Genomic DNA, 24,185 nt, shown 5'->3' on the forward strand with positions numbered 1-24,185 from the left:
TTTTCGTGAAAAAGATTTTGATCCTTGCAGCCCTTGCGGCGCTGATTGCGTCCTACTTCTACTTCGATCTGGGTCAGTATCTGACGATTGAAGGGATCAAGGGTGTCGTGAACGATGTCCAAGGGTTCTATGCCGAAAACCAGTTCTTGGTGCTCGCGATCTTCTTCGCGATTTATGTTGGTGTGACCGCTGCCTCGCTTCCGGGCGCTGCGATCATGACTTTGGGTGCAGGCGCGCTATTTGGATTGGTGACAGGCACAATTCTGGTGTCTTTTGCCTCTACGCTCGGGGCGACGCTGGCGTTCTTATCCTCGCGCTTTGTACTGCGTGACACGATTGAGGCGCGTTTTGGCGACCGGCTTAAAACCATCAACAGCGGGCTGGAACGGGACGGGGCGTTTTACCTGTTTACCCTGCGGATGATCCCTGCATTCCCATTTTTCGTGATCAACCTTGTGATGGGTCTGACGCGCATCAAGACGTGGACCTTTGTATGGGTGAGCCAGATCGGGATGCTTTTGGGCACGATTGTGTTTGTGAACGCCGGTACGCAATTGGCACAGATCGAGAGCACGTCTGGCCTTCTGTCACCCGCCTTGATCGGCAGCTTCGTACTGCTGGCTATTGTCCCATGGATCGCGAAGGGGGTGGTTGGCTTTATCCAGGCGCGCAAAGTGTATCGCGGGTTCACACGGCCCAAAAGTTATGACCGCAATATGGTTGTGATCGGGGCAGGGGCCGCTGGCCTTGTTTCCTCGCTCATCGCCTCCACGGTCAAAGCCAAGGTGACTTTGGTCGAAGCGCACAAGATGGGCGGCGATTGCCTTAACACCGGCTGCGTTCCGTCTAAGGCTCTGATCAAAAGCGCCAAGGTCGCAAACCAGATGCGTAATGCTGATAAATACGGGCTTGCTCCCCACGAACCCACAGTTCCGTTCAAGCAAACTATCGCGCAGGTGATGCAGGCGGTAAAGACCATCGAACCGCACGACAGCGTGGAACGCTATGAAAGCCTCGGCGTGGATTGTGTCTCTGGCTATGCCAGGATTATCGACCCGTGGACGGTGGAGATTGCCCGCAATGATGGCGAAACGCAGCGCCTCACTACCCGAAGCATTGTGATCGCCGCAGGTGCAGCGCCTTTCGTGCCGCCCATTCCGGGGCTCACCGAAAGCGATTACCTAACCTCGGACACGATGTGGGATGCGTTCGCCGAAATGGATGCTCCGCCTTCGCGCGTTGCAATTCTTGGCGGCGGACCGATTGGGTGTGAGATTGCGCAAAGCCTTGCACGGCTGGGTTCTAAGGTCACTCAGATCGAGATGATGGACCGCATCATGGGCCGCGAGGACGAGGAAGTTTCCGCTCTCGCCAAGGCGGCTCTGGAAGAGTCTGGCGTGACCGTGCTTACTGGGCATAAAGCGGTCAAAGTCGCCAATGGCGCGGTGCACACCGAACATGATGGCGGCGAAGCTGAAGTGGGTTTTGATGCGTTGATCGTCGCCGTCGGGCGCGCTGCCCGGCTTTCGGGTTACGGGTTGGAAGACCTTGGCATCGACACCAAGAAAACCGTCGTGACCGACGAATTTCTCGCAACCAAATTCCCCAACATCTTTGCGTGCGGCGATGTTGCGGGACCGTTCCAGTTCACCCATACCGCCAGCCATCAGGCATGGTTTGCCAGCGTCAATGCGCTGTTCGGCCAGTTCAAGAAATTCAAAGCGGATTATTCGGTGATACCCGCGGTCACCTTCCTCGACCCGGAAATCGCTCGCGTTGGCATCAACGAGGCGGAGGCAAAGGAGCAGGGCATCGAGTATGAGGTCACGCGCTATGACATCGACGACCTCGACCGCGCCATTGCCGAAAACGAGACCAAGGGATTTGTGAAAGTGCTCACCAAGCCTGGCAAAGACACGATCTTGGGCGCGACTATCGTCAGTATGAATGCAGGCGAGATGCTGGCCGAATACACGCTTGCAATGAAGCACAAGCTGGGCCTCAACAAAATCCTTGGTACAATTCATCCATACCCGACCATGGCCGAAGGCAATAAATTTGCCGCAGGGGAATGGAAGAAGGCAAGGAAACCTGAAAAGCTCCTTGAGTGGGTGGAGAAGTATCACGATTGGCGGCGCGGGTAGGCTACGGCGAAGTGGAGTATTTTGACCAGTTTCGCGGCATCATCGGCATTGCAGTATTGCTACTGATCGCGTGGGGGCTGAGCGAAGATCGCTCTGCTCGCCCAAGCGCCAAGTGGATCGCAGGCGCGCTCGCGCTTCAATTGGCGCTGGCACTGCTTATCGTTCGGGTTCCCTTCGTCTGGGATGTTGTGACGCTCGCAAATGAAGGGGTTGCCGCGATTGAACGCGCGACACTTGATGGCTCTGCCTACATGTTCGGATATTTGGGCGGTGCGGACCTGCCCTTTGAGCTCAAAGAAGGCGCGCAGCCGCCGCTGGTGATCGCTTTCCAGATCCTGCCATTGGTGATCGTCTTCTCCGCGCTTGCCGCCCTCTTTTGGCATTGGGGTGTGCTGAGATGGCTGGTCAATGGCCTGTCCTTCCTTCTTCGCCGAACATTGGGCGTTAGCGGTGTCGTCGGCCTATCGGGCGGCTCAAACATGTTCCTTGGCGTGGTCGAAAGCCCGCTGGTTGTGCGCGCATATTTTGCAAAGATGAGCCGCGCCGAATTGTTCCAGGTCATGGTGCTCGCCATGGCAACGATCTCGGGCGCAATCCTGATCCTTTATGCCACCACCTTGCGCGAAACCGTGCCCGATGCGGTGGGTCATATGATTTCGGCCTCGCTCGTCTCGCTTCCGGCCGCTTTGCTGATCGCCAAGCTGATGGTGCCGGGGAGCGCAGAGGACGAGGCCACCGAAACGAGCGAGGGCGAAGAGGGACTGAAATACGAAAGCAGCATCGATGCGATCGTCAAAGGCACAATGGACGGAATGCAGCTTTTCCTGGCGGTCATCGCGGTGATCATCGTGGTCTTTGCGCTGGTGTCGCTCTCAGATCAGATACTCGCTCTGCTACCCTTGGTGGGCGATGAACCCCTCACGTTGAAACGCATCTTTGGCTGGATATTTGCGCCCTTTATGTGGCTGATCGGCATTCCTTGGAGCGAGGCCCAAGCAGCAGGCGGCCTTATGGGCACCAAGGCGATCCTGAATGAATATGTCGCCTATCTCGAACTCGCAGCGCTTCCCGAAGACACGTTTTCGCAGCGCAGCCTGCTGATCGTCACCTATGCGCTTTGCGGGGTAGCCAACCTTGCAAGCGTTGGGCTGCTGGTCTCCACCATTGGCACGCTGTGTCCTGACCGCCGAGCAGAGGCCGCAGGATTAGGCATGAAAAGCTGGATCGCGGGCAATATCGCCACTGCGATGACCGGCGCGTGGATCGGGTTGGTGACCTCTTAATGTTCGATGCAAAACTGCGCCCCCTAATCGACCCGCCTTTGAACGCGGTTGGGGCGAAGCTTGCAAGGGCTGGCATCAGCGCCAACGCGCTCACCTTTACAGGCCTTGCGATGGGGCTTGGCGGGGCGGTGGCCATCGCGTTTGGAAATTTATGGCTCGGCCTTGGGCTCATCATCGCAAACCGGATAATCGACGGCCTTGACGGTGCTGTTGCAAGAGCCACCACTCCAACGCCATTGGGTGGATATTTCGACATCGTTGCCGACTTTGCGTTCTATGTCTCTGTGCCCGTGGGCTTTGGGGTTCTATCAAGCGAAAACACGTTGCCCGCGCTTGTTCTGGTTGCAAGCTTCGTGCTTACCGGGGTGAGCTTTTTGGCCTTTGCTGTCATCGCAGCAGAGCGAGGCGAGGAGACTCAGAGCCACGGGAAGAAGAGCTTTTTCTATTCGACAGGCCTCGCAGAAGGTACAGAAACCATCGCGGTGTTTATTGCCATGTGCGTGTTTCCGGCATGGTTTGGCATAATCGCCTACGCATACGCAGGACTCTGCGTGATTACCGTGTTCCAGCGCAGCCTGCGCGCAAGAGCGACGTTTCGATAGGCTTTATCGCTGCCCGATCTGGGCCGCGACCTTCTCGCGAAGTTCGGCGATGCGAGCCGCATTTGCGCCAAGGTCGCTGCGGCCCACCCGGCTGACTGAGCGAAAGTCGATTTCATTCTCGCCAACGCGAGCCACAACATCGTCTTTAAAGCCGTACCAGAAGGTTTCAGCCACGCCTTCAACGCGGCCCTCTGCTGCGTCCTGACGAATATCGACAAAGCCCATTGAGCCCATCGCCGCCGCTACCGCTGCGACCCCGTCCGCCTTGCTCGCACCGCCCAGTGGCAAAGGCGCAAGGTCGGCATAGATGTCGTTGATAATCTGAGCATGGCTTTGGATTGCAAGTTCAGGCGGACTGCCTGCAAACACTTCGATTTCGCCCAGTGGTATTTGATAATCATGCACCGGGTTCGATTCACCTTGCGCACGCTCTGCCATTACTTCGGCGGAAAAAACCGGCGGGTTTGAGGTGTCTGTCGCAACATCGTGAATAGGGTTCGCACCAGCTGTCGATGAAACCGATTGCCCGAAAAGAACGAAGCCTGCCGGCACAATCAGGCCCAAGATGGCGGAACCAACAACGATCTTGTTGCGAGGGCGTTTGACGCCGTCTTCTTTTTCCGCCTTGCGCCCTGACCAATTGATCAACCCGAATATGAGCGAAATGAGGGCAACGATTGCAACGATGCCGACCACGAACGGTCCGGCTGTGAATGTCATGGCGCCAAGCCCAACCTGCCAGCCCCAAAGGCCGATTTTGGCGCCGAGGGCGGCGACCATAAAATACAGTGGCAGAAACGCGGTAAGGGCGAGGACGAGCTTGGTATGCCAGGGTTGATTTTTCATGGCCCCAGTGTTTAGCGCGGCCCCGGCTAAAGGCAATCCAAAGTGCTTCCCTTCTACCCGTTTGGACCTAATGTCCCCTTCACAGATTTTTTTTGCATTTTGTGCAGGATTTCAGGGAACCAGCCTAATAAGCATTCGTTTGATTTACCGAGTTCAGCTGAGGATTTACTCGAAGACTCGTTGAATTGCGGCGCTAGGTCCTCTAGAGGATTGCCGTGGGATATAGATCAGGCAGGCTTTTCGTTGCACTTATCGGCCTGTCTCGAACTTGGAAAAGGGAAGAAGTTGAATGCGTAAAATTGTAATGAGCGCAGCCCTCGTGCCCGCTGTACTGGCACTGGCTGCATGTGGCGGCAAGCAACCTGAAGCTGAAACAGAGGCACCGGCCGAAGAAGTGGCTGAAGAAGCTGCTGAAGTCGAAGCACCTGAGCCTGCTGCTGATGTTGCTTTTGCTGACCTGACAGGCGACGCTGCTGCTGGTGAAACTGTGTTTGCACAGTGCCGCACCTGCCACCTTGTCGAAGAAGGCAAAAACGGCGTTGGTCCATCGCTTTATGGTATCGTTGGCCGCGCTTCGGGTTCGATCGAAGGGTTCAAATACTCTGACGCCAACGCAAACAGCGGCGTGACCTGGACCCCGGAAGTGTTGTTCGAATATCTCGAAGCACCGCGTGAGTTTATGCCGGGCACACGGATGGCCTTTCCAGGCCTCAAAAACCCACAGGACCGCGCAGACGTCATCGCTTACCTTGATGCGACTGACGACTAAGTGATACCAAGGTTCCCGTGCTTTTAGCCGGGTGCACACAAAAGGGCGGCGTGGTTACCACGCCGCCCTTTTTGTTTGTCCTCGTGAAAGAGGCGGTTAAGCGGCGATCCGCCCGCGAGCCAATTCGCATTGCGACCAGATTTCACTCAGCGCATTAATCAACCGGGTGATATCACCTGTGTCATGAACGGGTGACGGCGTGAGCCGCAGACGCTCTGTTCCAACAGGCACGGTCGGATAATTGATCGGTTGCACATAAATGCCGTGATTATCCATCAGCCAGTCGCTGATCATTTTGCACTTCTTCGCATCACCCACCATCACCGGAATGATGTGGCTGGGGTTGGGCAGGTGCGGGATATTCATCATATCAAGTTGCCGGCGCACCTCTGCCACCCGCTGCTTTTGAAGATCGCGCTCTTCGCTGCTTTCCTTAAGGTGGCGGATACTCGCCGCAGCGCCCGCAGCAACGGCCGGGGGAAGGGCAGTCGAAAAGATGAAGCCGCTGGCAAAACTGCGCACGAAATCGACCAGATCACGGCTCGCCGCGATATATCCGCCCATGACGCCAAACGCTTTGCCAAGGGTGCCTTCAATCACGGTGATGCGGTCCATCAACCCTTCTTGTTCGGCAACACCGCCGCCGCGCGGACCGTAAAGGCCAACACCGTGAACTTCGTCGATATAGCTCATTGCACCGTGTTTCTCGCATACGTCCAAAATGTCTGCGATAGGGGCAATGTCGCCGTCCATCGAATAAACGCTCTCAAACGCGACCAGCTTTGGCGTGTCGGAGGGATATTCGGAAAGCAGGCGGTCGAGGTCTTCGACATCGTTGTGCTTCCACACTTTGTAAGGCGCTCTGGAGTGGCGAATGCCTTCGATCATGCTTGCATGGTTCAGCGCATCAGAGAAGACGACGCAGCCCGGAATTTTGCTCGCCAAAGTGCCAAGGCCGGCCCAGTTGGAGACATATCCGCTCGTGAACAAAAGCGCGCTTTCCTTGCGGTGCAAATCGGCCAGCTCGGCTTCCAATTCAACGTGATAGTGATTGGTGCCAGAGATATTGCGCGTGCCCCCTGCGCCCGCGCCGCATTCATCAAGGGTCGCGTGCATGGCATCGATCACCTTGGGGTGTTGGCCCATGCCAAGATAATCATTGGAACACCAAACGGTAACAGCCTGCGTTTCATTGTCGACAAAGCGGGTGGCGTGCGGGAATTTGCCGCAGTGGCGCTTGATGTCGGTGAAGACGCGGTATCGTCCTTCTTCGCGAACGCCGTCCAGCTGCTCAGCAAAAAATGTATCAAAGTCCATGGGTGTTCCCCTGCTCAATCATGGTATTGTTATTGTTAGTGTTCATACAGGATCGCTCCTGCGCTTGAATGCCCAGCCCCACAGCATTCCGTCCCGAAACGGTAAGGCCAAGAATAGATGTTCGAGTGTGCCTAGCAAGCACAATGCGGTAAGAAGGCTTGCCCCGACCATTTCAGGACTTCCCGCAGGCGCTGTCATCGCAAGGTTTGCAAACCAGGCGGCAAGCGCGGTGATCCCAAGGATCGACACTGCCAACAGGACTGTCATCCGGTTGGCGCCAAAATAACTTTTGAGATAGCCAAGATGGGCAGGCATCATTTCGGTGGTGGTGTTGGGCACGCCGACGAACAGGTTGATCTTGGAAGAGATCCTGAGGCCAAACATCAACACAAAGACCGTCGCCCCGATTTGATTGGGAGCATTCCATGAAAGCGAGATCAGCATCAGTGCCGTAAAAGCGAGGGCTAGTTCATGGTGCATCACTGTCGCGCTTGCTTGTGTAAAGCGCTCCACTCCGCGCGCGCCCAAGGTTTGTGCCTTGCGCCTGGGGCCTGCTGCGGCCCCTGTCAAAAAGCCGATTTCATGCCAGCCCCAGACCATCAATGCGCCCACAAAGGAGAGGTAAACAGCGGCAACGCTGACCATGGTGGAGGCAAGAAGGATCGCGACCAGTCCCGCAATTCCAGCAATGCCGCCAACTGCAACGCTGCGCCGAAACGTACCGTGGCCACGCGTATCTGTTCCGCGGTTCGCGAAAAACGCGATAAGCCCGGTTGCCATAAACCAAATGGCCAGTGTCACGATGAACGGGACAATATGACCGCTCCAACTTACCATGCAGGATGAAGCCGAATGGTCGCGGGCAGTTCATTGGTCTTTGGCGTCATGAAATACATCCGCGCAAAGTTGTATCCTGCGCCTGCCATGCCGCTTACACGCTTGAAAAAGCCGCCAATGCCGCCTTGCGCTTTGCCATCCTCGATCCTGAGCGATGCTTGGCGCAATGCCTCCATCGCTTCGCGAAACTTGGGATTGTCGATGTCGAGTTCGACTGGATAAACCTGGCGCGAAATCTGATTGCAGATGTCGAAGACCTTGTAATCATATTCGGTCGGATCAACGCCAAGAGCCTTGTGAAACACCGGGCGGGAGTGATCGCGCACATACATGGTGGCATAGACCGACAAGAGAAAGAACCGGATCCACAGTTTGTTATGGCCTTTGAGAAGGTCCGGGTCTGCATGCATCAACATCGCAAACGCCTCGCCGTGGCGAAACTCGTCATTGCACCACTCTTCGAACCAATCGAAGATCGGGTGAAACTTGTTTTCCGGATGCTTTTCCAGATGGCGGTAAATCGCGATGTAACGCGCGTAGCCAATTTTCTCGGAGAGGTAGACCGCATACCAAATGAATTTGGGACGGAAATAGGTGTATTTCTTGGTCTTCGTCAGGAAGCCCAGATCCACTCCGATGCCTGCGTCTTTAAGGCTTTCGTTGATAAAGCCAGCATGGCGGCTTTCATCGCGAGCAAGCAGTTTGAAGAGCTGCTTCACATCAGGGTTCTTGGTGCGACGCGCGATCTCTGCATACAGCACACAGCCGGAAAACTCTGAGGTCATCGAGCTTACAAGAAAGTCGGTAAACTCGGCGCGAAGCTCAGGCTCCATCCCTTCGATGATGCCAGCAAAATCGTTCTTGTGGCGAAAGTGGGTCTTGTTGGGGTCGCCCACCATGTCGGCGATCAGCTGGTCCCATTCCTCGCGCACGAGGCTGACGTCAATTGCGTCAAGCGCGTCAAAATCGGTGGTGTAGAAGCGCGGCGTCAAGACTGTGTCCTGCGTTGCCAGAGCCATCGCCTCTTCGCTGGTCATCATGTGACCCGGATCAGCCTTGATCTGTGCATGTGCGTTCATTTGATCCTCCCAGCATTAAAACTCACTTCGTAAAGTTCGGCCAAGTCGAAATAGGCGGCAAATTTGGTCAGCACGCGCATAACCGGCCCGGCGCGCGTCACAGTGGCGGTGCGATTGAACACCTCGCGGCTGCCGAACGGAATTGAAATTGGCGCGCCGTGTACCCGCACCTTGTCGCCTGGTTCCATCGTGATGGTTTCAGGCAATTCGACATGCGCATGAAAATGCAGTGAGCTTTGTTCAACCGTGATCGTACAGGGCGCGTCGAAGACGCGGGTGTCGGGCGGTGTAAACCTGTTGAGGTCAGCCGATCCCTTAGCTGCCAGTGTCGCCATTATTGTGCTCCAGTTTTCAAGAAATTCGCGAAAGTCGTGCGGTTGCCCTCACCAAAGGAGTGAAGCTCGACGGTCTCTTGTGTGGTCGGGTCAAGAAGGGTGAGCATGCCATTGTTCCACTCGATCAGCTCAAACGGCACTTCACGGCCAAATCCATGGACACGCCTTTGGTAAACAAGGCTGCGCAAAGTCGAGCGGACAAAACCGCCTGTGCCAGGGCCAAAACTCCCGACTATCTCACCAGTGCCGGCGTCTTCGACCCGCACTGTGCCGTCGGCTTCGTCGAAGAACAGCAGCGAACGGGTTGCGGTTGCTTGCGTTCCGCTTGCTTCGCGCACTTCGCTTGGAACAGCCTGGCGTTCAAACACACCCAAACTCACAGCCGATGTGAGAGCAAGGCTGATCACAATCAGCCCTCCCATAAGCATTAGCGGGAAGCGATTGACGGTAATTTCGTCTTCTTCATACTCGCGAACAATCATGCGGTGACCCCCCTTACATCGCCTTCGGTAAGACCACTCTTGGAGGAGGTCTCGGAAGTTGCATTGATCTGTGTCAAATTTTGCTCGAGCGATACATGTTTTGACGCAGCCTCAGCCAGAATATTGGCGACCTTTTGCGCCTCAGGCACAGCGCGCAGCATCGGCTCTGGTTTTGACACGCGCCATGGCCGCGCATGGGGCCACAACAATGCATAGCCGAGCAACCGGTCGCCCCCGATCGTCATCGCAATATCGCCCATCGTCTTGCCCCGCGAACGCAGGTTTGCCGATTGGACATGCTTCAAAGGAATGTTGATGCGCGTCTCAATCCCCATACCGATACGCATGATGAGACGCGTATCGGTGAGGATGTAGAGCGTTGTGCGCGCACTAAGCCAGGCAAGGCCATACAATATGGCCACACCCAAAACGCCCAACCCTGCGCAAACGAGCGCGGTGCTCACATTGCCAAGCACCAACGAGATCGCAACGAGCAGGGCAAAATAGATGCCAACTGTTCGTGTATGAAAAGCGGTGCGCGCCAACGTCGGCAGGTCAGGCCGCCCCTGCCACAGGACTTTTTCCTGCGGCTGGGGCGTACCCATGGGATCACCATGGGCAGCCGGTCCTGCTTCTTCCAGCGCTTGGGCTGTCTTGGACAGCACGCGTTTTGGCAAAGCTGTTTGCGTAGGGGCGGGCGTGGTTTTTAGATCCATGGCTCAGAACGCTCCGGCAGGGCATGGATATAGCCGCCGCCATAATAGGCCTGGATCTTGTCCTCTTCGAGGCGGGTGATCTGGCCTGGTGTCGCAATCGCTGGAACAGTGTCAAATTGGTCGGCACGGATTGCGTCAATGTCGATCAATTCAGGTTGGTCATCCACAATCGGGATGAGGCCACCAAACCAGCTTTTGCCTTGCACGGCGGCAAAGGCCATCGGAGCAAGAACCTTCTTGCCTGAATTGGTGGTAATCTCGAGATAGCGGATGAGGTGCTCGGCCTGGTCAACCCAGACATCGCTGACGACGCCCGCTTTCTTCTTATCAGCAGCATAGACCGACAGCCCAACCGGGTTGCGATCCTGCGCCGCGATTTCGATGGCATGAACGGTATTCGCAATCGGCACGATGCGCGGGTGGCCATCCATCGTAAGGTCAGGATAGTCTTCGCGCATCGCATAGGCTGCGGTGCCAAGGCCATCTGCCATCGCGTCGCCGGTTGGCTCCCAAGGGGCGCCAGCAGCGCCAAAGGTTTGCTTGGCCGGGATGTTGCCGACTTTCGAAAGCTCGTCGCGTGGCACATCTTCGGGCACATAAGTGCCGCGGCCGTGTGGCAGGTGGAAGGTCTTTTTACCGGCATCTGAAAGCGGAACGCCGCGATCAATGATTCCGGTTTGTTCATGCTCAAGCGGATAGCCTTCGCGGCGGCTTTCACGATTGAGATAAATCACCAGTCCGACAAAGAAGATGAAGAACAAAATGAACGTTAGCTCGGCTACGTCAAAAAGCCCGGCAATGTATACGTTACCCATGGTACTTTCCTTTAGTCATTAGACAGAGCCCCTGCAGAAGGCCCTCTCGGCTTTTGGACCGCTCTATCCCGAGCAAGCGATCATGTTGGGAATTCGCGCAGGCCAAAAGGTTGGTCGGCGCTATTCCGTGATTGGATGGATGATATGCGAGAGTGTCCGACAAGCGGACCAATCGCGGCGAGGCCTGCGATAAGCAGCAGGATTTCAAGAATATAGACGGATGTGTATCCGCTTGCGCGGGTTGCAATCGTGGCGCTGGCATCGGCTGCGGCTACCCATGCGATAAGGTCGCGCAGTGCCCCGCCAATGGCGATCCCGCCGCCTGCACAGGTCGCTTGAACTGCGCCCCACGCACCAAGCGCAAGACCAGCGGTCTCGCTTTTTGCAAGCGCCATAGCTTCGATAAGGGTGCCCACTGAGAAAAGGCCAAGGCCAAGCCCGATTAGCCCCGCACCTGCATACAGCATTACAGCTGATCCAAACGGCCCAGCAAACAGCACGAGGAGGAAAGCATTGACGCCAATAACAAGGCCAAGCCCGGCAAGCCGGAGCGGATCAGCGCCAAGCGACATTTTGCGGCCTGAATAGATAAAGCCAATCAGCGCGCCCAATGCCCATGCGCCCGTAAGCCCCGTGGTTGCGCCCACGGAAAGACCAAGGATTTCCCCGCCAAAAGGCTCAAGCAAAGCATCCTGCATGGCAAAGCCAGCAGCCCCGATGCCGATAGCGATCAAAAGCCGCGCATTGCGGCCATCGCGCACAAAGGCGTTCCAAAGCTCGCTAAAGCTCGGCGCATCAGAGTCCGCTTTCGTGCGTTCAGGGGCGCGTGCCTCTTGCTTCCACAAAGCCACCAAATTGAGCACCATGGTAAACACGGCAGCCCCTTGGATGACCTGCACAAGACGCGTCGGTGAGAAATCGATCAAAAGCCCGCCAATAACGAAAGCCGATAGCATCATGCCGACGAGCAGCATCACATAGAGCAGCGCCACAGCACGCGGACGTTTTTCTTCAGGCGCAAGGTCAGTCGCCAGCGCAAGACCAGCGGTTTGCGTCACATGGAAGCCAAGGCCCGTGAGAAGGAAGGCAATAGCGGCCGCCACAAGGCCGATTTCAAACCGTCCTTCAAGCTCCAGCAAAAGCAGCGCGAAAGGCATGATCGCAAGGCCGCCAAATTGCATCATCGTACCAAACCAGATGTAAGGCACGCGCCTCCACCCAAGGGCCGAGACGTGGCGGTCCGATTTATGTCCAATGAGCGCGCGGAAGGGCGCGACCAGCATAGGCACCGCGATCAACGTCGCGATCAGCCATGTCGGCGTGCCAAGTTCGACCACCATTACGCGGTTCAAAGTCCCGCTCAGCAAAACCATCGCCATACCCACGCTCACCTGGAACAGCGACAGGCGAAGGAGGCGCGACAGAGGCAGCTCCTTGCTGGCCGCGTCGGCGAACGGCATTAGGTCCGCCATCATCCGGGCAAATTGATAGGAAGGGCGAGGAGGCTGGCTCATCCGTGCTTCACCAGCTCCAGCGCTTGGCTGGTGTAGAACCCGCTCGAAACCCGCTCAGTGCGGCCAATTCTCCACCCATCAAGGCGGGAAAGCCGCGCGTGAAGATCGCTCTCAGCAACTGGTACAATCGCTGGCGAACGGTCGCTTTTGGGAAAGACCTTGCCCACCGAATGCATCGCGCCCAGCAGTTTTGTGTGCGGGGCATATGTGAAGATGATCGAACCGCTCGTCCGCTCGCTCAGCTCTTCCAAGGCATCGACCAGATTGTCGGGCGAATAGTGGATGAGCGAATCCATCGCGACCACATGGGCAAATTCGCCATGCGCAGGGTCGAGCATATCGCCCGCTCTCCAGCGCACTTTGCCGTGACCGATAAATCCGGTGGCGCGGCTTTTGGCGACTTCTACAAGCCCGCCTGCCACATCGACTGCGGTGACATCTGCGCCAAGGCACGCGGCTTCCAAAGCGAGCGCTCCTGTTCCGCACCCTGCGTCGAGAAGGCGCGTGCGCCTGAGATCGGTCGGCAGCCAGCTCACCAAGGTGCGCCGCATCTGCTCGCGGCCTGCGCGCACAGTCGCGCGAATGCCGCTGACCTTCACGTCAGAGGTAAGGTCGATCCAAGCCTGCTTTGCAGTGCTGTCGAAATACGTTGCCAGCGCCTCGCGGCGTGCCGTGTAGGGCGCGCTTAAGCCGGTGCGTTCGGGAGCGTGTGTAGCCATCATTCAAACCCCAAAAAGTCGAAGATGTCGCGGTCCTTCATTGGCGCCGCGCTCGAAGGTTCAACACCTGCCCACAGCATGGCGGCAAGCCGCATGTATTCGTCCTGTGCCTGAATAACCTCAGGGCTGTCGGGCATTTCAAAGAGGGTGCATTTCTTCAGGCGCGAGCGGCGGATTTCGTCGACATCGCGGAAGTGTGCGAGGCGCGGCATGCCGACCGCTTCACAGAAACGGTCGATCTCATCGGTTTCGCGGCTGCGATTGGCGACGACGCCAGCAAGGCGCACGTCATAGTTCTTTGCCTTTGCACCGATTGCCTGAACGATCCGGTTCATGGCAAAAATGCTATCAAAATCGTTTGCAGCGACCACCACAGCGCGTTCAGCGTGCTGCAAAGGCGCGGCAAATCCGCCACACACAACATCGCCCAGAACGTCAAAGATCACCACATCGGTATCTTCGAGAAGGTGGTGCTGTTTCAGGAGCTTAACTGTCTGTCCTACGACATAACCGCCGCAGCCTGTGCCCGCAGGCGGTCCGCCCGCTTCCACGCACATGACGCCGTTATAGCCTTCGAACATATAGTCTTCGGGCCGCAGTTCTTCAGAGTGAAACTCGACCGTCTCAAGCACGTCAATCACCGTCGGCATCAGCTTTTTGGTGAGTGTAAAGGTGCTGTCGTGCTTGGGGTCGCACCCAATTTGCAGCACTCTGTGGCCAAGCTTTGAAAAGGCGGCTGAAAGGTTCGAGGAGGTCGTCGATTTGCCGATCCCGCCCTTGCCATAAACGGCAAAAACCTTCGCGCCCTTGATTTTGTCCGCAGGGTCCAGTTGCACTTGAACCGAGCCATCCCCGTCCGGGCGGCTAAAGCCTTGTTTTGGTGTGTGAAGGTTCATGAGCGTCCCTACTCTTTCAATTTTCTGCAACAAAGACGCCTTCAAGGCGGTCTTCGAGTTCGTCATTGGCCTCGCGAAGCGCTTCCAATGTCGCTTCGTCAGGCTCCCACAATTGCCGGTCACATGCCTCCAGAAGGCGGCCTGCAACGCGCGCGCTCGCCTTCGGGTTCAGTTTGGCGAGGCGCCGGCGCATTTCTTCGTCGAGCACAAATGTCTCGGAGATTTTCTGATAGACCCAAGGTTGCACCTGGCCCGTTGTCGCGGACCAGCCAAAGGTCGAATTCACATGGCCTTCGATCGCGCGCACGCCTTCAAAGCCGTGTTCAAGCATGCCCTCAAACCACTTGGGGTTGAGCGTACGGGTGCGCGCTTCGAGGTCGATCTGTTCCGACAAAGTGCGTACCTTGGCTTTGCCGCGGGTCGCATCAAGGATGTAAACGGGCGCGTTCTTGCCCTTGGCTTTGGAAACCGAACGGCTCACCCCGCCAAGTCCGTCGACATATTGGTCAACGTCGTTGATGCCGAGTTCCACGCTCTCAAGGTTTTGATAGGTGAAGTCCACTGAGGCGAGGTGGCTTTGCAGCAGTTCGCGTTGTTGCACCGGAGCACCGCCGACGCCGTAGGCAAAACCTTTATTGATCTCAAACGCATTGGCGAGTTCGTCGGGGTCGGCCCAAACGCCGCCTTCAATCATCTGGTTAACGTTCGCGCCGTATGCCCCTTCGGCGTTGGAGAAGACGCGAAGTGCCGCCGTCTCCATGTCGCAGCCGTGTTGTTTTTGCTGGGCAAGGGAGTGTTTGCGCACAAAATTGCGCTCCAAAGGCTCGTCCACCTGGCTTGCAAGCAAAGCGGCTTCGGCCAGCATCCGGGTTTGCAGTGGCAAAAGGTCGCGGAAGATACCCGACAGGGTCATCACAACATCGATGCGCGGCCGGCCTAATTCCTCGAGTGGGATCAACTCAGCGCCTGCAAGACGCCCATAGGAATCGCGACGCGGCCGCGCTCCGAGGAGGGTCATCGCTTGCGCAATTTGCACCCCTTCGGTTTTCATATTGTCTGTGCCCCACAGCACCATGGCGATGCTTTCGGGGAAGGGTTCACCACTATCTACATGGCGGGCAATCAGTCGCTCTGCCTGATCCTGCCCTTGCATACAGGCATAGGCGGACGGGATGCGGAACGGGTCGAAACCGTGGATATTGCGCCCTGTGGGGAGCACTTCCGGGTTTGCTACGATATCGCCGCCGGGGGCTGGCTGGACATAGCCGCCATCAAGGGCGTGGATCAGCGAACCGAGTTCGTCGCAAGAGGCAATTTTGGCAGCAAGTGAGGCGCGGTCGTTGTTACCGTCACCGTCTTCTTGCGCTTCCATCATTGCATCGAGCATGTCCTCAAGCTGATCGCCTGTCGGGTTGCTTCCCAGAACGTGGAGACCATGGGGGATAAGCGTCTGTTCAAGCTCGTAAAGACGCCCTGAGAGGCCGCCGATATCGCCCATCTCAATGTCGAGTGCGTCGCATTGGTCAGCGATAAGCTGCGACAGATCAGCGCGTTCGGCTTCATCCGCGCCCATGCGCCAGCGTTCGACGCTCGCTTTGAGTTCGGCAAGATCCTTATAGAGCCCGGCCTGTGCCAAAGGCGGCGTCATATAGCTCACCAAAGTGGCAGCAGACCGGCGCTTTGCCAACATGCCTTCAGATGGGTTGTTGGCGGCATAAAGGTAGAAATTGGGCAGGTCGCCAATCAGGCGCTCTGGCCAGCAATGGCCGCTCATGCCCGTTTGTTTGCCCGGCATAAATTCAAGCGCACCATGGGTGCCAAAGTGAAGCACCGAATGCGCGCCAAAGTCTTCGCGAATCCAGCGGTAGAACGCGCTGAATGCATGGGTAGGGGCAAAGCTACCTTCGAAAAGAAGGCGCATCGGATCGCCCTCATATCCGAACGCAGGTTGTACCCCGACAAACACATTGCCGAAATGCGCGCCGTAAACGTGGATATTGCTGCCATCTGACTGCGCTTTGCCAGGGGCAGGGCCCCAAGCGGCTTCGATCTCTGAAAGGTAGGTCTCGCGCCGGACGTGTTCGTCGGCGGGTATGCGCACTGCGACATTCGCGTCCGAACCAAAGCGGTCGCAATTGCCTTTAAGGATCGCGTCTTGGAGCGCTTCGAGGCTTTCTGGCACATCCACGCTGTAGCCTTCGGCAGAAAGGCGCTTAAGCGTTGCGTAGAGCGATTGGAAAACCGAAAGGAACGCCGCCGAACCTGTTGCGCCCGCATTGGGTGGGAAGTTGAAGATCACAACGGCAAGCTTGCGCGCGGCACGTTCTTCGCGGCGAAGAGCGACCATTTTAACAACCCGCGCAGCCAAAGCTTCGGCGCGTTCAGGGCAGCCTTGCATGGGGCGCACTTGATCGGAATGGGCGCGCTCACAATGGCGGTCACAGCCATTGCAAACCGAGCCTGCCTCACCAAAGCGGCCACCGAAGACAGATGGTGTGATCGCCCCGTCCAATTCGGGCAGAGCCACCATCATTGTGGCTTCTAATGGCAGCAGGCCCTGCGCGCGCTTTTGCCAATCCTCAATCGATTGAAACTCAATCGCGTGAGCGGCAAGATAGGGCACATCCATGGTGCCTAGAACTTCGCGTGCTGCTTCTGAATCGTTGTATGCGGGGCCACCCACAAGGCTAAAGCCGGTGAGGTTCACAATCGCATCGACCGTGGGCTTCCCGCGCTCGACGAAGAATTTCTCAATCGCAGGCCGCGCATCAAGCCCGCTTGCAAAGACGGGGACGACTTTCAGACCCGCCGCTTCAAACGCCGCAATCGCGCCGTCATAATGCCCCGCATCGCGGCCCAAGAGGTAGGAGCGCAGGAGGATTAACCCAACGGTGCCGCTCTTGCCGCCGCCATCATTGGTTCGCGCCTTGGGAAGGATACGAAGGCTTTCCGAAATCCGCTGCTCTGCGCCGGGATGATAGACACCCGTTTCGGGATATTCGACCGGAGCATCAGCTTGTGTCTCACCGCGCCGGCTTTCGCGCTCCCCACTTGCGTATCGGTCGATCAGAGCGCGCACCATGGCGATAACGTTTTCATCCGAACCCGACAGCCAATATTGCAGCGTCAGGAAATAGGCGCGCACGTCCTGCGCTGTGCCGGGAATGAATTTGAGGATTTTGGGCAGACGCCGCAGCATCTTCATTTGCCCTGCGCCAGAGCTTGCGCCCTTCTTAGGCGAGCCGCGCAGTTTTTTAAGGAGCGCCAGCGGCCCCTTGGCAGGCGCGTCCATCCGGTAACCGCCCATGCGCGTGAGCTTCACAATCTCGCCTGCCGACATCATGCAAACCATGGCGTCGCACTGTTCGCGGCGCGCTTCCAAGGCCGGCAGGATCGCGCGCATGTGATCATCGAGGAAGATCATCGTGGTGATGACGATATGCGCCTCAGCGATTGCCTCTTCGCATTTTTCGAGCTGACCAGCTTCCGCGCCCCATTCAGAGGCCGCGTGCAAAGTCAGGCAGATATTGTCGCGGGCAAGCACTTCATTCGCGCGTTCCACAGCCCCTTTGAGGTGATTGTCGAGAGTGACGATCACCACATTGACCGGCGCTTTTGCGCGGTTGGCAGAAGGTGTCGCCTTACCGTGCATAATGCGCTTTCGCATCGTAGAGCGTGTCGAGATCAATCTCGCCGCGTCCAAATTCGGCAGCAAAAGCCTCTGTATTCCGCTTGGCTTTCCCGCGCACGAAGAACGGGATTTTCTTAAGCTCTTTGGAAGCCTCTTGTGTCCACGCCGGGCTGTCGAGCTCGGTTACTTCCGGCTCTGGAATAACTTCTTCTTCCATCACCGGCGCTTTGTGAGCGGTGTTGGGCGCATGCGCCGCATGATGCGAGGGGCCTGCTTCGTCGGAGAACTCAAAGTCCTCGCGGAACATGGTAAGGAGGTGCTCCTCCAGCCCCATAACAAGTGGGTGGACCCAGGTGTCGAAAATGACATTGGCGCCTTCAAAACCCATCTGGGGTGAGTGGCGCGCAGGGAAATCCTGCACATGGACCGGCGATGAAATCACCGCGCAAGGAATGCCCAGACGTTTGGCAATGTGCCGCTCCATCTGAGTCCCTAGCACCATTTCAGGCGCGGCCTTGCCGATGGCGTCTTCGACCTCGAGATGGTCATCGGTGATCAGCGGCTCTATACCGTGGTCTTTTGCAGCTTCGCGCACGTCGCGGGCAAATTCACGGTTGTAACAGCCAAGGCCGCACACTTCGAAGCCAAGCTCATCACGCGCAATACGCGCAGCGGCCACCGCATGGGTCGCATCGCCAAAGATGAAGACGCGTTTGCCGGTGAGATACGTCGAATCGACGCTGCGGCTCCACCAGGGGAGCCGGGAAGAGGTGTCGCCGAGGGCAGGCGTGGGATCTGCACCCACCAACTCGGCGACTTCGGATATAAATGCACGAGTGGCACTCACACCGAATGGGATTGAGCGGATACGCGGCTGATTGAACGTGCGTTCAAGCCAGCGAGCCGCCTCATCTGCAATTTCTGGATAAAGGACGATGTTGAAGTCAGCATTGCCGATCCGGGCAATATCGGATGGCCGCGCGTTCAAAGGCGCCACCAGGTTCACTTCAACGTCCAGTTGTTCAAGGATCTTGCGAACCTCGATTAAATCGTCGCGGTGGCGAAAACCAAGGGCGGTAGGCCCGAGGATATTGGCGCGCGCTTTTCTGCCTTCGCGCGGGCCGGGCGAGACAGACTTGTCCGCCAGATGCCGCAAGATTTGATAAAATGTCTCTGCTGCGCCCCAGTTTTCTTTGCGCTGATAGCTTGGAAGCTCCAGCGGGATCGCAGGGCAGGGCAGGTCCATCGCTTCAATAAGGCCGCCGGGATCATCCTGGATCAGTTCAGCGGTGCAGGACGCGCCCACGATGATCGCCTCAGGCTTGAAGCGCTCAATCGCATCCATTGCGGCGTCCTGGAACAGCTGCGCTGTATCCTTGCCAAGGTCGCGCGCTTCGAATGTTGTATATGTCACCGGTGGACGGTGATTGCGCCGCTCGATCATGGTGAAGAGCAGGTCCGCATAGGTGTCACCCTGCGGCGCGTGCAGCACGTAGTGCAGCCCCTTCATCGCCGTGGCGATCCGCATTGCGCCCACATGGGGCGGGCCTTCATATGTCCAGACCGAAAGCTGCATCTCTAAACCTCCAGCCTGTCGCGCCGGCGCATGGGCCGTGCGAAAAGTTCGGCGAGGTCACCCGCTTGGTCGAACCCGTGAATGGGGGAGAAAACGAGCTCAATCGCCCATTTGGTGGTGAAGCCTTCCGCCTCGAGCGGATTGGCAAGACCAAGACCGCAAACGATGAGGTCAGGCTTGTCAGAGCGCACACGGTCGAGTTGATTGTCGACGTGCTGGCCTTCGCTGATGCGCGTAGTTTCCGGCAGAAGCGCAACTTCATCAGCGCAGTGCGAGGCATGCAGATAAGGCGTGCCCACTTCAACCGGGTCCATGCCAAGCTCTGTGTGAAGGAAGCGCGCAAGCGGCACTTCCAATTGCGAATCTGGCAGGAAGGTCACTCGCTTGCCTTGAAGTGCAGCTTTTGAGTGCTCAATCGCGCGCGCGGCCCGTTCGCGACCAGGAGCGATGACGGCCTCGACATGGGCGCTATCAATGCCAAATTCACGGCCAATCGCACGCAGCCAATCGCTTGTGCCTTCGGCTCCAAACGGGAAGAGCGCATTGATGCGGGTCGCGCCTCTGCCTTCCAACGCCATGGCGGTGTCGGAAAGGAAAGGCTGTGCCAGAATATACCGGGTGTTTGGCCCTACAGGCGGCAAATCGCGGGCATTGCGAGCGGGCAAGACGCCGACATGCTCGATACCAAGCTGGCCAAGGAGGCGCAGGAATTGGTCTTCTACGATGTCCGGCAGTGCGCCCACCATCAGCAATTGCTTGGGAGCGGCCTCGGCCTCAGCGGGCATAACCGGGACAAGCGCGGCCAAGCACGCATCCTCGCCTTGCGTGAATGTCGTTTCAATACCGCTGCCCGAATAGTTCAGGATCCGGACCCTCGGCATATATTGCGCGCCAAGGCGTTCAGCTGCCTTAGCCAAGTCCAGCTTGATGACTTCCGATGGGCATGAGCCGACGAGAAACAGCGTCTTGATGTCCGGGCGCCGCTCAAGAAGGCGGGTCACCACGCGGTCAAGCTCGTCCTGCGCATCGACCATACCAGCCAAATCGCGCTCTTCCATGATGGCGGTTGCAAAGCGGGGCTCTGCAAAGATCATCACGCCTGCGGCTGATTGCAAAAGGTGTGCACACGTACGAGAGCCCACCACGAGGAAAAAAGCATCCTGCATCTTGCGGTGGAGCCACACGATGCCGGTCAGGCCGCAGAAAACCTCGCGTTGACCGCGTTCGCGCAGCACAGGCTTCGCGGCGGATTGAGCTTGAGGGGCATCACAGCCCGGAAGGGTCGTGGCGACGCTCATGCGGGCACCGCCTGCTGTTGTTCTTCTTGCGGGGTCGAACCTTGCAAACGCGCCTGACGCAGTTTCCAGAGGAATTGGCCTGCATTGATCACATATGCCGCATATCCGGCCAATGCGACGCCGAGTCGCTGCTCAACCGTGCCAATCGCGCCGAACAGCATGACCAGATAGGCCGTGTGCAAGGCCAGCACGAGCATGGAGAAGACATCTTCCCAGAAGAAGCTTTCGGCAAACAACCATTTGCCGAACACGACCTTCTCCCAGATCGAGCCGGTAATCATGATCGTGTATAGAATAAGCGTTTTCACGATGATCGAGACGTCAGCGGCAAATGCGCCCTCTCCCGATGACAGAGTGCGAAGCACAAGCCCCAGACTGATGATGAACACGAGGAACTGTAAGGGAGCAAGGACACCTTGCACCACGGTCCAAACCGAATCGTCTCGCCGCTGCCGCTCCTCTGGTGAGTAAAGCGACCCAGTGCTCCTGTGGTCATTGCTTTCCTGCGCCCTAGCAAGATTGGCATTGGGCGGAGGGGAAATGGCCTGGGATGTGTGCGTAGTGCGAGTCATCCTCGGTTGTTGCCCTTCGTATTAGAATTGGAACTTACGCCCATATTCCTACAGGTGTCAATTAAATTGGACGTAAAAAGAAATGGACAACTAAATCATCCCAAGTGCAGTCAATCATCGGCGTGATTGCCATTGCGGAGTTTCTAGGGTAATGCTGCTTTCGCTGATGGACGAAGAGTCGGAAGCGTTTCGACCTCATCAGCCTCGACGCAGGTGTGCGCCAAACTCGGAGACTATCAGCCGAGATCTCGGAGGCATGTCATAGCTTTTCCCAAGATACCACGAAGCAGAGGCCTTAATCGCTTTGGCTTGGGTGCGACCTTGGGTGGAGCGATCCGCCGGGAAGAGGCGTCTGGTTCGCGCGCTTCAAAAGTATTGTCGGACTTCCAGCATAAAGCTCTGCCCGGTCGGCGTATTACGCCTGAAGAGGCGCAGCAGTTTTCTCAGCTTCCTTTAACTGTGGGGGCCGATGGCCTTCTGTCAGAGATCGACCATCTGATGGAGCAGGGCGTCACGGTCGATACAATCTACATCGATCTTCTCGCTCCAGCGGCACGCCGAATGGGCGAGCTGTGGGAAGAAGATCAATGCGACTTTGTGGATGTGACCATGGGATTATGGCGTTTGCAGGAGGTTTTGCACGAAATCTCCTCGCGCACTCCTTCGCGTTCGGCTCTGCTTGAGCCCGGTGCCCGGCGCGCGATGTTCCTGCCAATGCCAGGCGATCAACATTTCCTCGGCCCGCAAATGCTTGAAGATGTGTTTGCCCGTTCTGGGTGGGACACACTTGTGATGACAAAGCCATTGCGCCGAGACGTGCTCAACCTTTTGTCAAACACGCGCTTCGACCTCGTAGGATTGACGCTTTCTAGGGATTGCCCTAGCGCGGCGGTCAAGAGCATAATAAGGGCCGTGCGCAGCGTTTCACGCAATGAACATATTTCAATTCTCGTCGGTGGTCATATGATCAACCAAAATCCAGCATTAGTTGCCGAAGTGGGAGCCGATGGGACCGGCGCCGACGCTAGGTCTGCCCTCGAGGTGGCAGAAGCGTTGGTCCAGTCCGCGAAGGTGCGTGCGCAAACGCTAAAATAGGCATTCTCCCGCATGCTAACCCGTAAGCATTCGATCGAGGGTAAAAACCCTTTCGGCAAAGCCGCAGAACTGTTCAATTCGCTCGACGCTGATGCAGCGATGAAGCTTGCAATGGTGGCTGGCGACATCACTCTTGTGCTCGATGAAACCGGATTGATTGTTGATACAGCTTTTGATCCCAAGGAATTCCCCGGCTTTGAAGGCTGGGAGGGCACCAACTGGCTCGACACCGTCACGGTGGAAAGTCGCCCGAAAGTCATGGAAATGCTTGCCGCTTCACGCCGCGGCGAGGTGCAGCATTGGCGGCAGGTGAACCATCCAACAAGAGACGGCGATGTGCCGATCCGTTACGCGGTTCTCACCGTAAACGGGGGAGAGCACCGGATCGCCTTTGGACGGGACCTGCGCGAGGCGGGCCGGATGCAGCAGCGCTTGTTGCAAGTTCAGCAGTCGCTTGAGCGAGACTATTTGCGAATGCGCCAACTGGATGCGCGCTATCGCATGTTGTTCGAAAACTCGGGTGAGCCGATGATGCTCGTCGAAGCGGCAAATCTCAAAATCCGTGAAGCAAACTCGATGGCACATTCGCTGCTCGGCGCGCGTGCCGGAAGCCTGTCAGGCAAGAAGCTTTCTGGTTTTGTTGATAAATCATCGCGTGATGCGCTTCAGTCTTTGGTCGGCGCAGCCTTGGCTTCCAATGCAGCCTCGCCAGCTGAAATCACCTTGTCAAAAGGCAACCGCACCGTTGCGGCCTATGCCAGCGGCTTTATCCAGGACCGCGCGCAGCAATTGCTCGTTCGGTTTGCGAGCGTTGAGGGGGCGGATGCAGATATCACCTCTCCTGTGCTGGAACTGGTCAATGAGATGCCCGATGGCTTTGTCATCACGGATGCAAATCTTGACGTGGTAAGCGCAAACACGGCCTTCATCGAAATGGTACAAGCCTCGAGCCTTGACCCAATCGTTGGCCGCAATTTGTCCAGTTGGATCGGCCGGCCCGGTATCGACCTTGAGCTTATCGAAGGGCAGGTTGACCAGCACGGAAGTGCCCGCAATGTAAGCACCGTCTTGCGCGTAAATGATGACCTTGAAGGAGAGCAGATCGAACTCTCGGCTGTGCGCGGTGATGCAGAGGATGGACACTACGCTTTTGTTATTCGGCCCATCGGCAGGCGCCTTCGCGATCTTCCGCCTGGGCCCCAGGATTTGCCGCGTTCGGTTGAGCAATTGACCGATCTTGTGGGCCGCGTGTCCTTGAAGGAGATCGTGCGCGAAAGCACCGATTTGATTGAGCGGCTGTGTATTGAGGCAGCGCTCCAATACACCTCGGACAATCGCGCGTCCGCCGCTGAGATTCTCGGCCTTTCGCGCCAAAGCCTTTATTCCAAGCTTCACCGTCACGGGTTGGGCAATTTGACCGGCGAAGACTCCGACTAATCGGACCCACATTCTCTTGAGGTTTGCTTGGTTTGCACGCCATTAGAAACGGTGCGAGGCGGAAAGCGGTTCAAGTAAAATCCGGCTTGCCCGCTGTCCTTAGAATGCCGCTTTGGCACCAATATTGGGGCCCAAAGCCTTCTCGCCTACTTGCAAAACACCGGAATCCGGCGCGCTCTGCCGATAAAAACGGCTCAATTTGGGATTCTCGGCAACTAAGTG

At 57.2% G+C, this 24,185-nt stretch carries 21 protein-coding genes; 6 read left to right on the forward strand and 15 right to left on the reverse strand.

Annotation, left to right across the window (positions count from 1 at the left end):
* Positions 1 to 5: 5 nt before the first annotated feature.
* The 3 genes from EH31_RS07840 to EH31_RS07850 are packed head-to-tail and all read left to right on the forward strand — an operon-like array spanning position 6 to position 4,029.
* Positions 6 to 2,144 (forward strand): FAD-dependent oxidoreductase, encoded by a 2,139-nt coding sequence (locus tag EH31_RS07840; RefSeq protein ID WP_034959605.1) that lies wholly within the window; start codon positions 6 to 8, stop codon positions 2,142 to 2,144.
* Complete coding sequence (locus tag EH31_RS07845; protein ID WP_241765863.1) at positions 2,108 to 3,427, forward strand: NupC/NupG family nucleoside CNT transporter; 1,320 nt, start codon at positions 2,108 to 2,110, stop codon at positions 3,425 to 3,427. Before EH31_RS07840 ends, EH31_RS07845 begins: the two co-directional genes overlap by 37 nt.
* The gene (locus EH31_RS07850) at positions 3,427 to 4,029 is read left to right on the forward strand and encodes a CDP-alcohol phosphatidyltransferase family protein (RefSeq protein WP_034959607.1); all 603 of its coding nucleotides are present in this window, start codon (positions 3,427 to 3,429) and stop codon (positions 4,027 to 4,029) included. The genes EH31_RS07845 and EH31_RS07850 overlap by 1 nt, the downstream gene beginning before the upstream one ends.
* Before the next feature lie 3 nt (positions 4,030 to 4,032).
* Here EH31_RS07850 and EH31_RS07855 read toward each other — a convergent pair whose 3' ends face one another.
* Positions 4,033 to 4,875, reverse strand: a complete 843-nt coding sequence (locus EH31_RS07855; protein WP_034959608.1) for a DUF1499 domain-containing protein — start codon at positions 4,873 to 4,875, stop codon at positions 4,033 to 4,035.
* A gap of 289 nt (positions 4,876 to 5,164) precedes the next feature.
* Between EH31_RS07855 and EH31_RS07860 the strand changes: the two genes are divergently transcribed.
* Complete coding sequence (locus EH31_RS07860; RefSeq protein WP_241765864.1) at positions 5,165 to 5,644, forward strand: c-type cytochrome; 480 nt, start codon at positions 5,165 to 5,167, stop codon at positions 5,642 to 5,644.
* A gap of 96 nt (positions 5,645 to 5,740) precedes the next feature.
* On the opposite strand, the gene hemA is transcribed toward EH31_RS07860, so the two are convergent.
* The 14 genes from hemA to bchF all read right to left on the reverse strand — a co-directional run bounded on the left by hemA (position 5,741) and on the right by bchF (position 21,431).
* Positions 5,741 to 6,961: a 5-aminolevulinate synthase gene (hemA, locus tag EH31_RS07865; RefSeq protein ID WP_034959610.1), complete on the reverse strand. Its 1,221-nt coding sequence runs from the start codon at positions 6,959 to 6,961 to the stop codon at positions 5,741 to 5,743.
* 42 nt (positions 6,962 to 7,003) lie between these two features.
* Positions 7,004 to 7,798: a putative photosynthetic complex assembly protein PuhE gene (puhE, locus tag EH31_RS07870; protein ID WP_034959612.1), complete on the reverse strand. Its 795-nt coding sequence runs from the start codon at positions 7,796 to 7,798 to the stop codon at positions 7,004 to 7,006.
* Positions 7,792 to 8,877, reverse strand: coding sequence for a magnesium-protoporphyrin IX monomethyl ester (oxidative) cyclase (gene acsF, locus EH31_RS07875; protein ID WP_081853292.1), 1,086 nt, complete (start codon positions 8,875 to 8,877; stop codon positions 7,792 to 7,794). Before acsF ends, puhE begins: the two co-directional genes overlap by 7 nt.
* The gene (locus EH31_RS07880) at positions 8,874 to 9,212 is read right to left on the reverse strand and encodes a hypothetical protein (RefSeq protein WP_034959613.1); all 339 of its coding nucleotides are present in this window, start codon (positions 9,210 to 9,212) and stop codon (positions 8,874 to 8,876) included. The genes acsF and EH31_RS07880 overlap by 4 nt, the downstream gene beginning before the upstream one ends.
* Positions 9,212 to 9,694, reverse strand: coding sequence for a photosynthetic complex assembly protein PuhC (puhC, locus tag EH31_RS07885; protein WP_034959614.1), 483 nt, complete (start codon positions 9,692 to 9,694; stop codon positions 9,212 to 9,214). The genes EH31_RS07880 and puhC overlap by 1 nt, the downstream gene beginning before the upstream one ends.
* Complete coding sequence (gene puhB / locus EH31_RS07890; protein WP_241765866.1) at positions 9,691 to 10,359, reverse strand: photosynthetic complex putative assembly protein PuhB; 669 nt, start codon at positions 10,357 to 10,359, stop codon at positions 9,691 to 9,693. Before puhB ends, puhC begins: the two co-directional genes overlap by 4 nt.
* Before the next feature lie 41 nt (positions 10,360 to 10,400).
* Positions 10,401 to 11,225, reverse strand: a complete 825-nt coding sequence (puhA, locus tag EH31_RS07895) for a photosynthetic reaction center subunit H (RefSeq protein ID WP_034959616.1) — start codon at positions 11,223 to 11,225, stop codon at positions 10,401 to 10,403.
* Positions 11,226 to 11,305: 80 nt separating this feature from the next.
* Complete coding sequence (locus EH31_RS07900) at positions 11,306 to 12,739, reverse strand: BCD family MFS transporter (RefSeq protein ID WP_034959621.1); 1,434 nt, start codon at positions 12,737 to 12,739, stop codon at positions 11,306 to 11,308.
* The gene (gene bchM, locus EH31_RS07905) at positions 12,736 to 13,458 is read right to left on the reverse strand and encodes a magnesium protoporphyrin IX methyltransferase (RefSeq protein WP_034960060.1); all 723 of its coding nucleotides are present in this window, start codon (positions 13,456 to 13,458) and stop codon (positions 12,736 to 12,738) included. The genes EH31_RS07900 and bchM overlap by 4 nt, the downstream gene beginning before the upstream one ends.
* Positions 13,458 to 14,354: a ferredoxin:protochlorophyllide reductase (ATP-dependent) iron-sulfur ATP-binding protein gene (gene bchL / locus EH31_RS07910; protein WP_034959622.1), complete on the reverse strand. Its 897-nt coding sequence runs from the start codon at positions 14,352 to 14,354 to the stop codon at positions 13,458 to 13,460. Before bchL ends, bchM begins: the two co-directional genes overlap by 1 nt.
* 16 nt (positions 14,355 to 14,370) lie before the next feature.
* Positions 14,371 to 18,006 carry a magnesium chelatase subunit H gene (locus EH31_RS07915; protein ID WP_081853293.1) on the reverse strand — a complete coding sequence of 1,212 codons (3,636 nt, stop codon included), beginning with the start codon at positions 18,004 to 18,006 and terminating at the stop codon, positions 14,371 to 14,373.
* A complete protein-coding gene (gene bchB, locus EH31_RS07920; RefSeq protein WP_034959625.1) occupies positions 17,996 to 19,561 on the reverse strand; it encodes a ferredoxin:protochlorophyllide reductase (ATP-dependent) subunit B in 1,566 nt (521 codons plus the stop codon). Before bchB ends, EH31_RS07915 begins: the two co-directional genes overlap by 11 nt.
* A 2-nt stretch (positions 19,562 to 19,563) precedes the next feature.
* Complete coding sequence (locus EH31_RS07925) at positions 19,564 to 20,859, reverse strand: ferredoxin:protochlorophyllide reductase (ATP-dependent) subunit N (protein ID WP_034959626.1); 1,296 nt, start codon at positions 20,857 to 20,859, stop codon at positions 19,564 to 19,566.
* Complete coding sequence (bchF, locus tag EH31_RS07930; RefSeq protein ID WP_081853294.1) at positions 20,856 to 21,431, reverse strand: 2-vinyl bacteriochlorophyllide hydratase; 576 nt, start codon at positions 21,429 to 21,431, stop codon at positions 20,856 to 20,858. Before bchF ends, EH31_RS07925 begins: the two co-directional genes overlap by 4 nt.
* A 321-nt stretch (positions 21,432 to 21,752) precedes the next feature.
* On the opposite strand from bchF, the gene EH31_RS07935 reads away from it, so the two are divergent.
* Positions 21,753 to 22,526, forward strand: coding sequence for a cobalamin B12-binding domain-containing protein (locus tag EH31_RS07935; RefSeq protein WP_241765867.1), 774 nt, complete (start codon positions 21,753 to 21,755; stop codon positions 22,524 to 22,526).
* 12 nt (positions 22,527 to 22,538) lie between these two features.
* A complete protein-coding gene (gene ppsR, locus EH31_RS07940; RefSeq protein WP_034959629.1) occupies positions 22,539 to 23,963 on the forward strand; it encodes a transcriptional regulator PpsR in 1,425 nt (474 codons plus the stop codon).
* Positions 23,964 to 24,185 lie beyond the last annotated feature (222 nt).

Origin of the sequence: Erythrobacter longus, assembly GCF_000715015.1 — a bacterium.
Classification (GTDB): Bacteria; Pseudomonadota; Alphaproteobacteria; order Sphingomonadales; family Sphingomonadaceae; genus Erythrobacter; species Erythrobacter longus.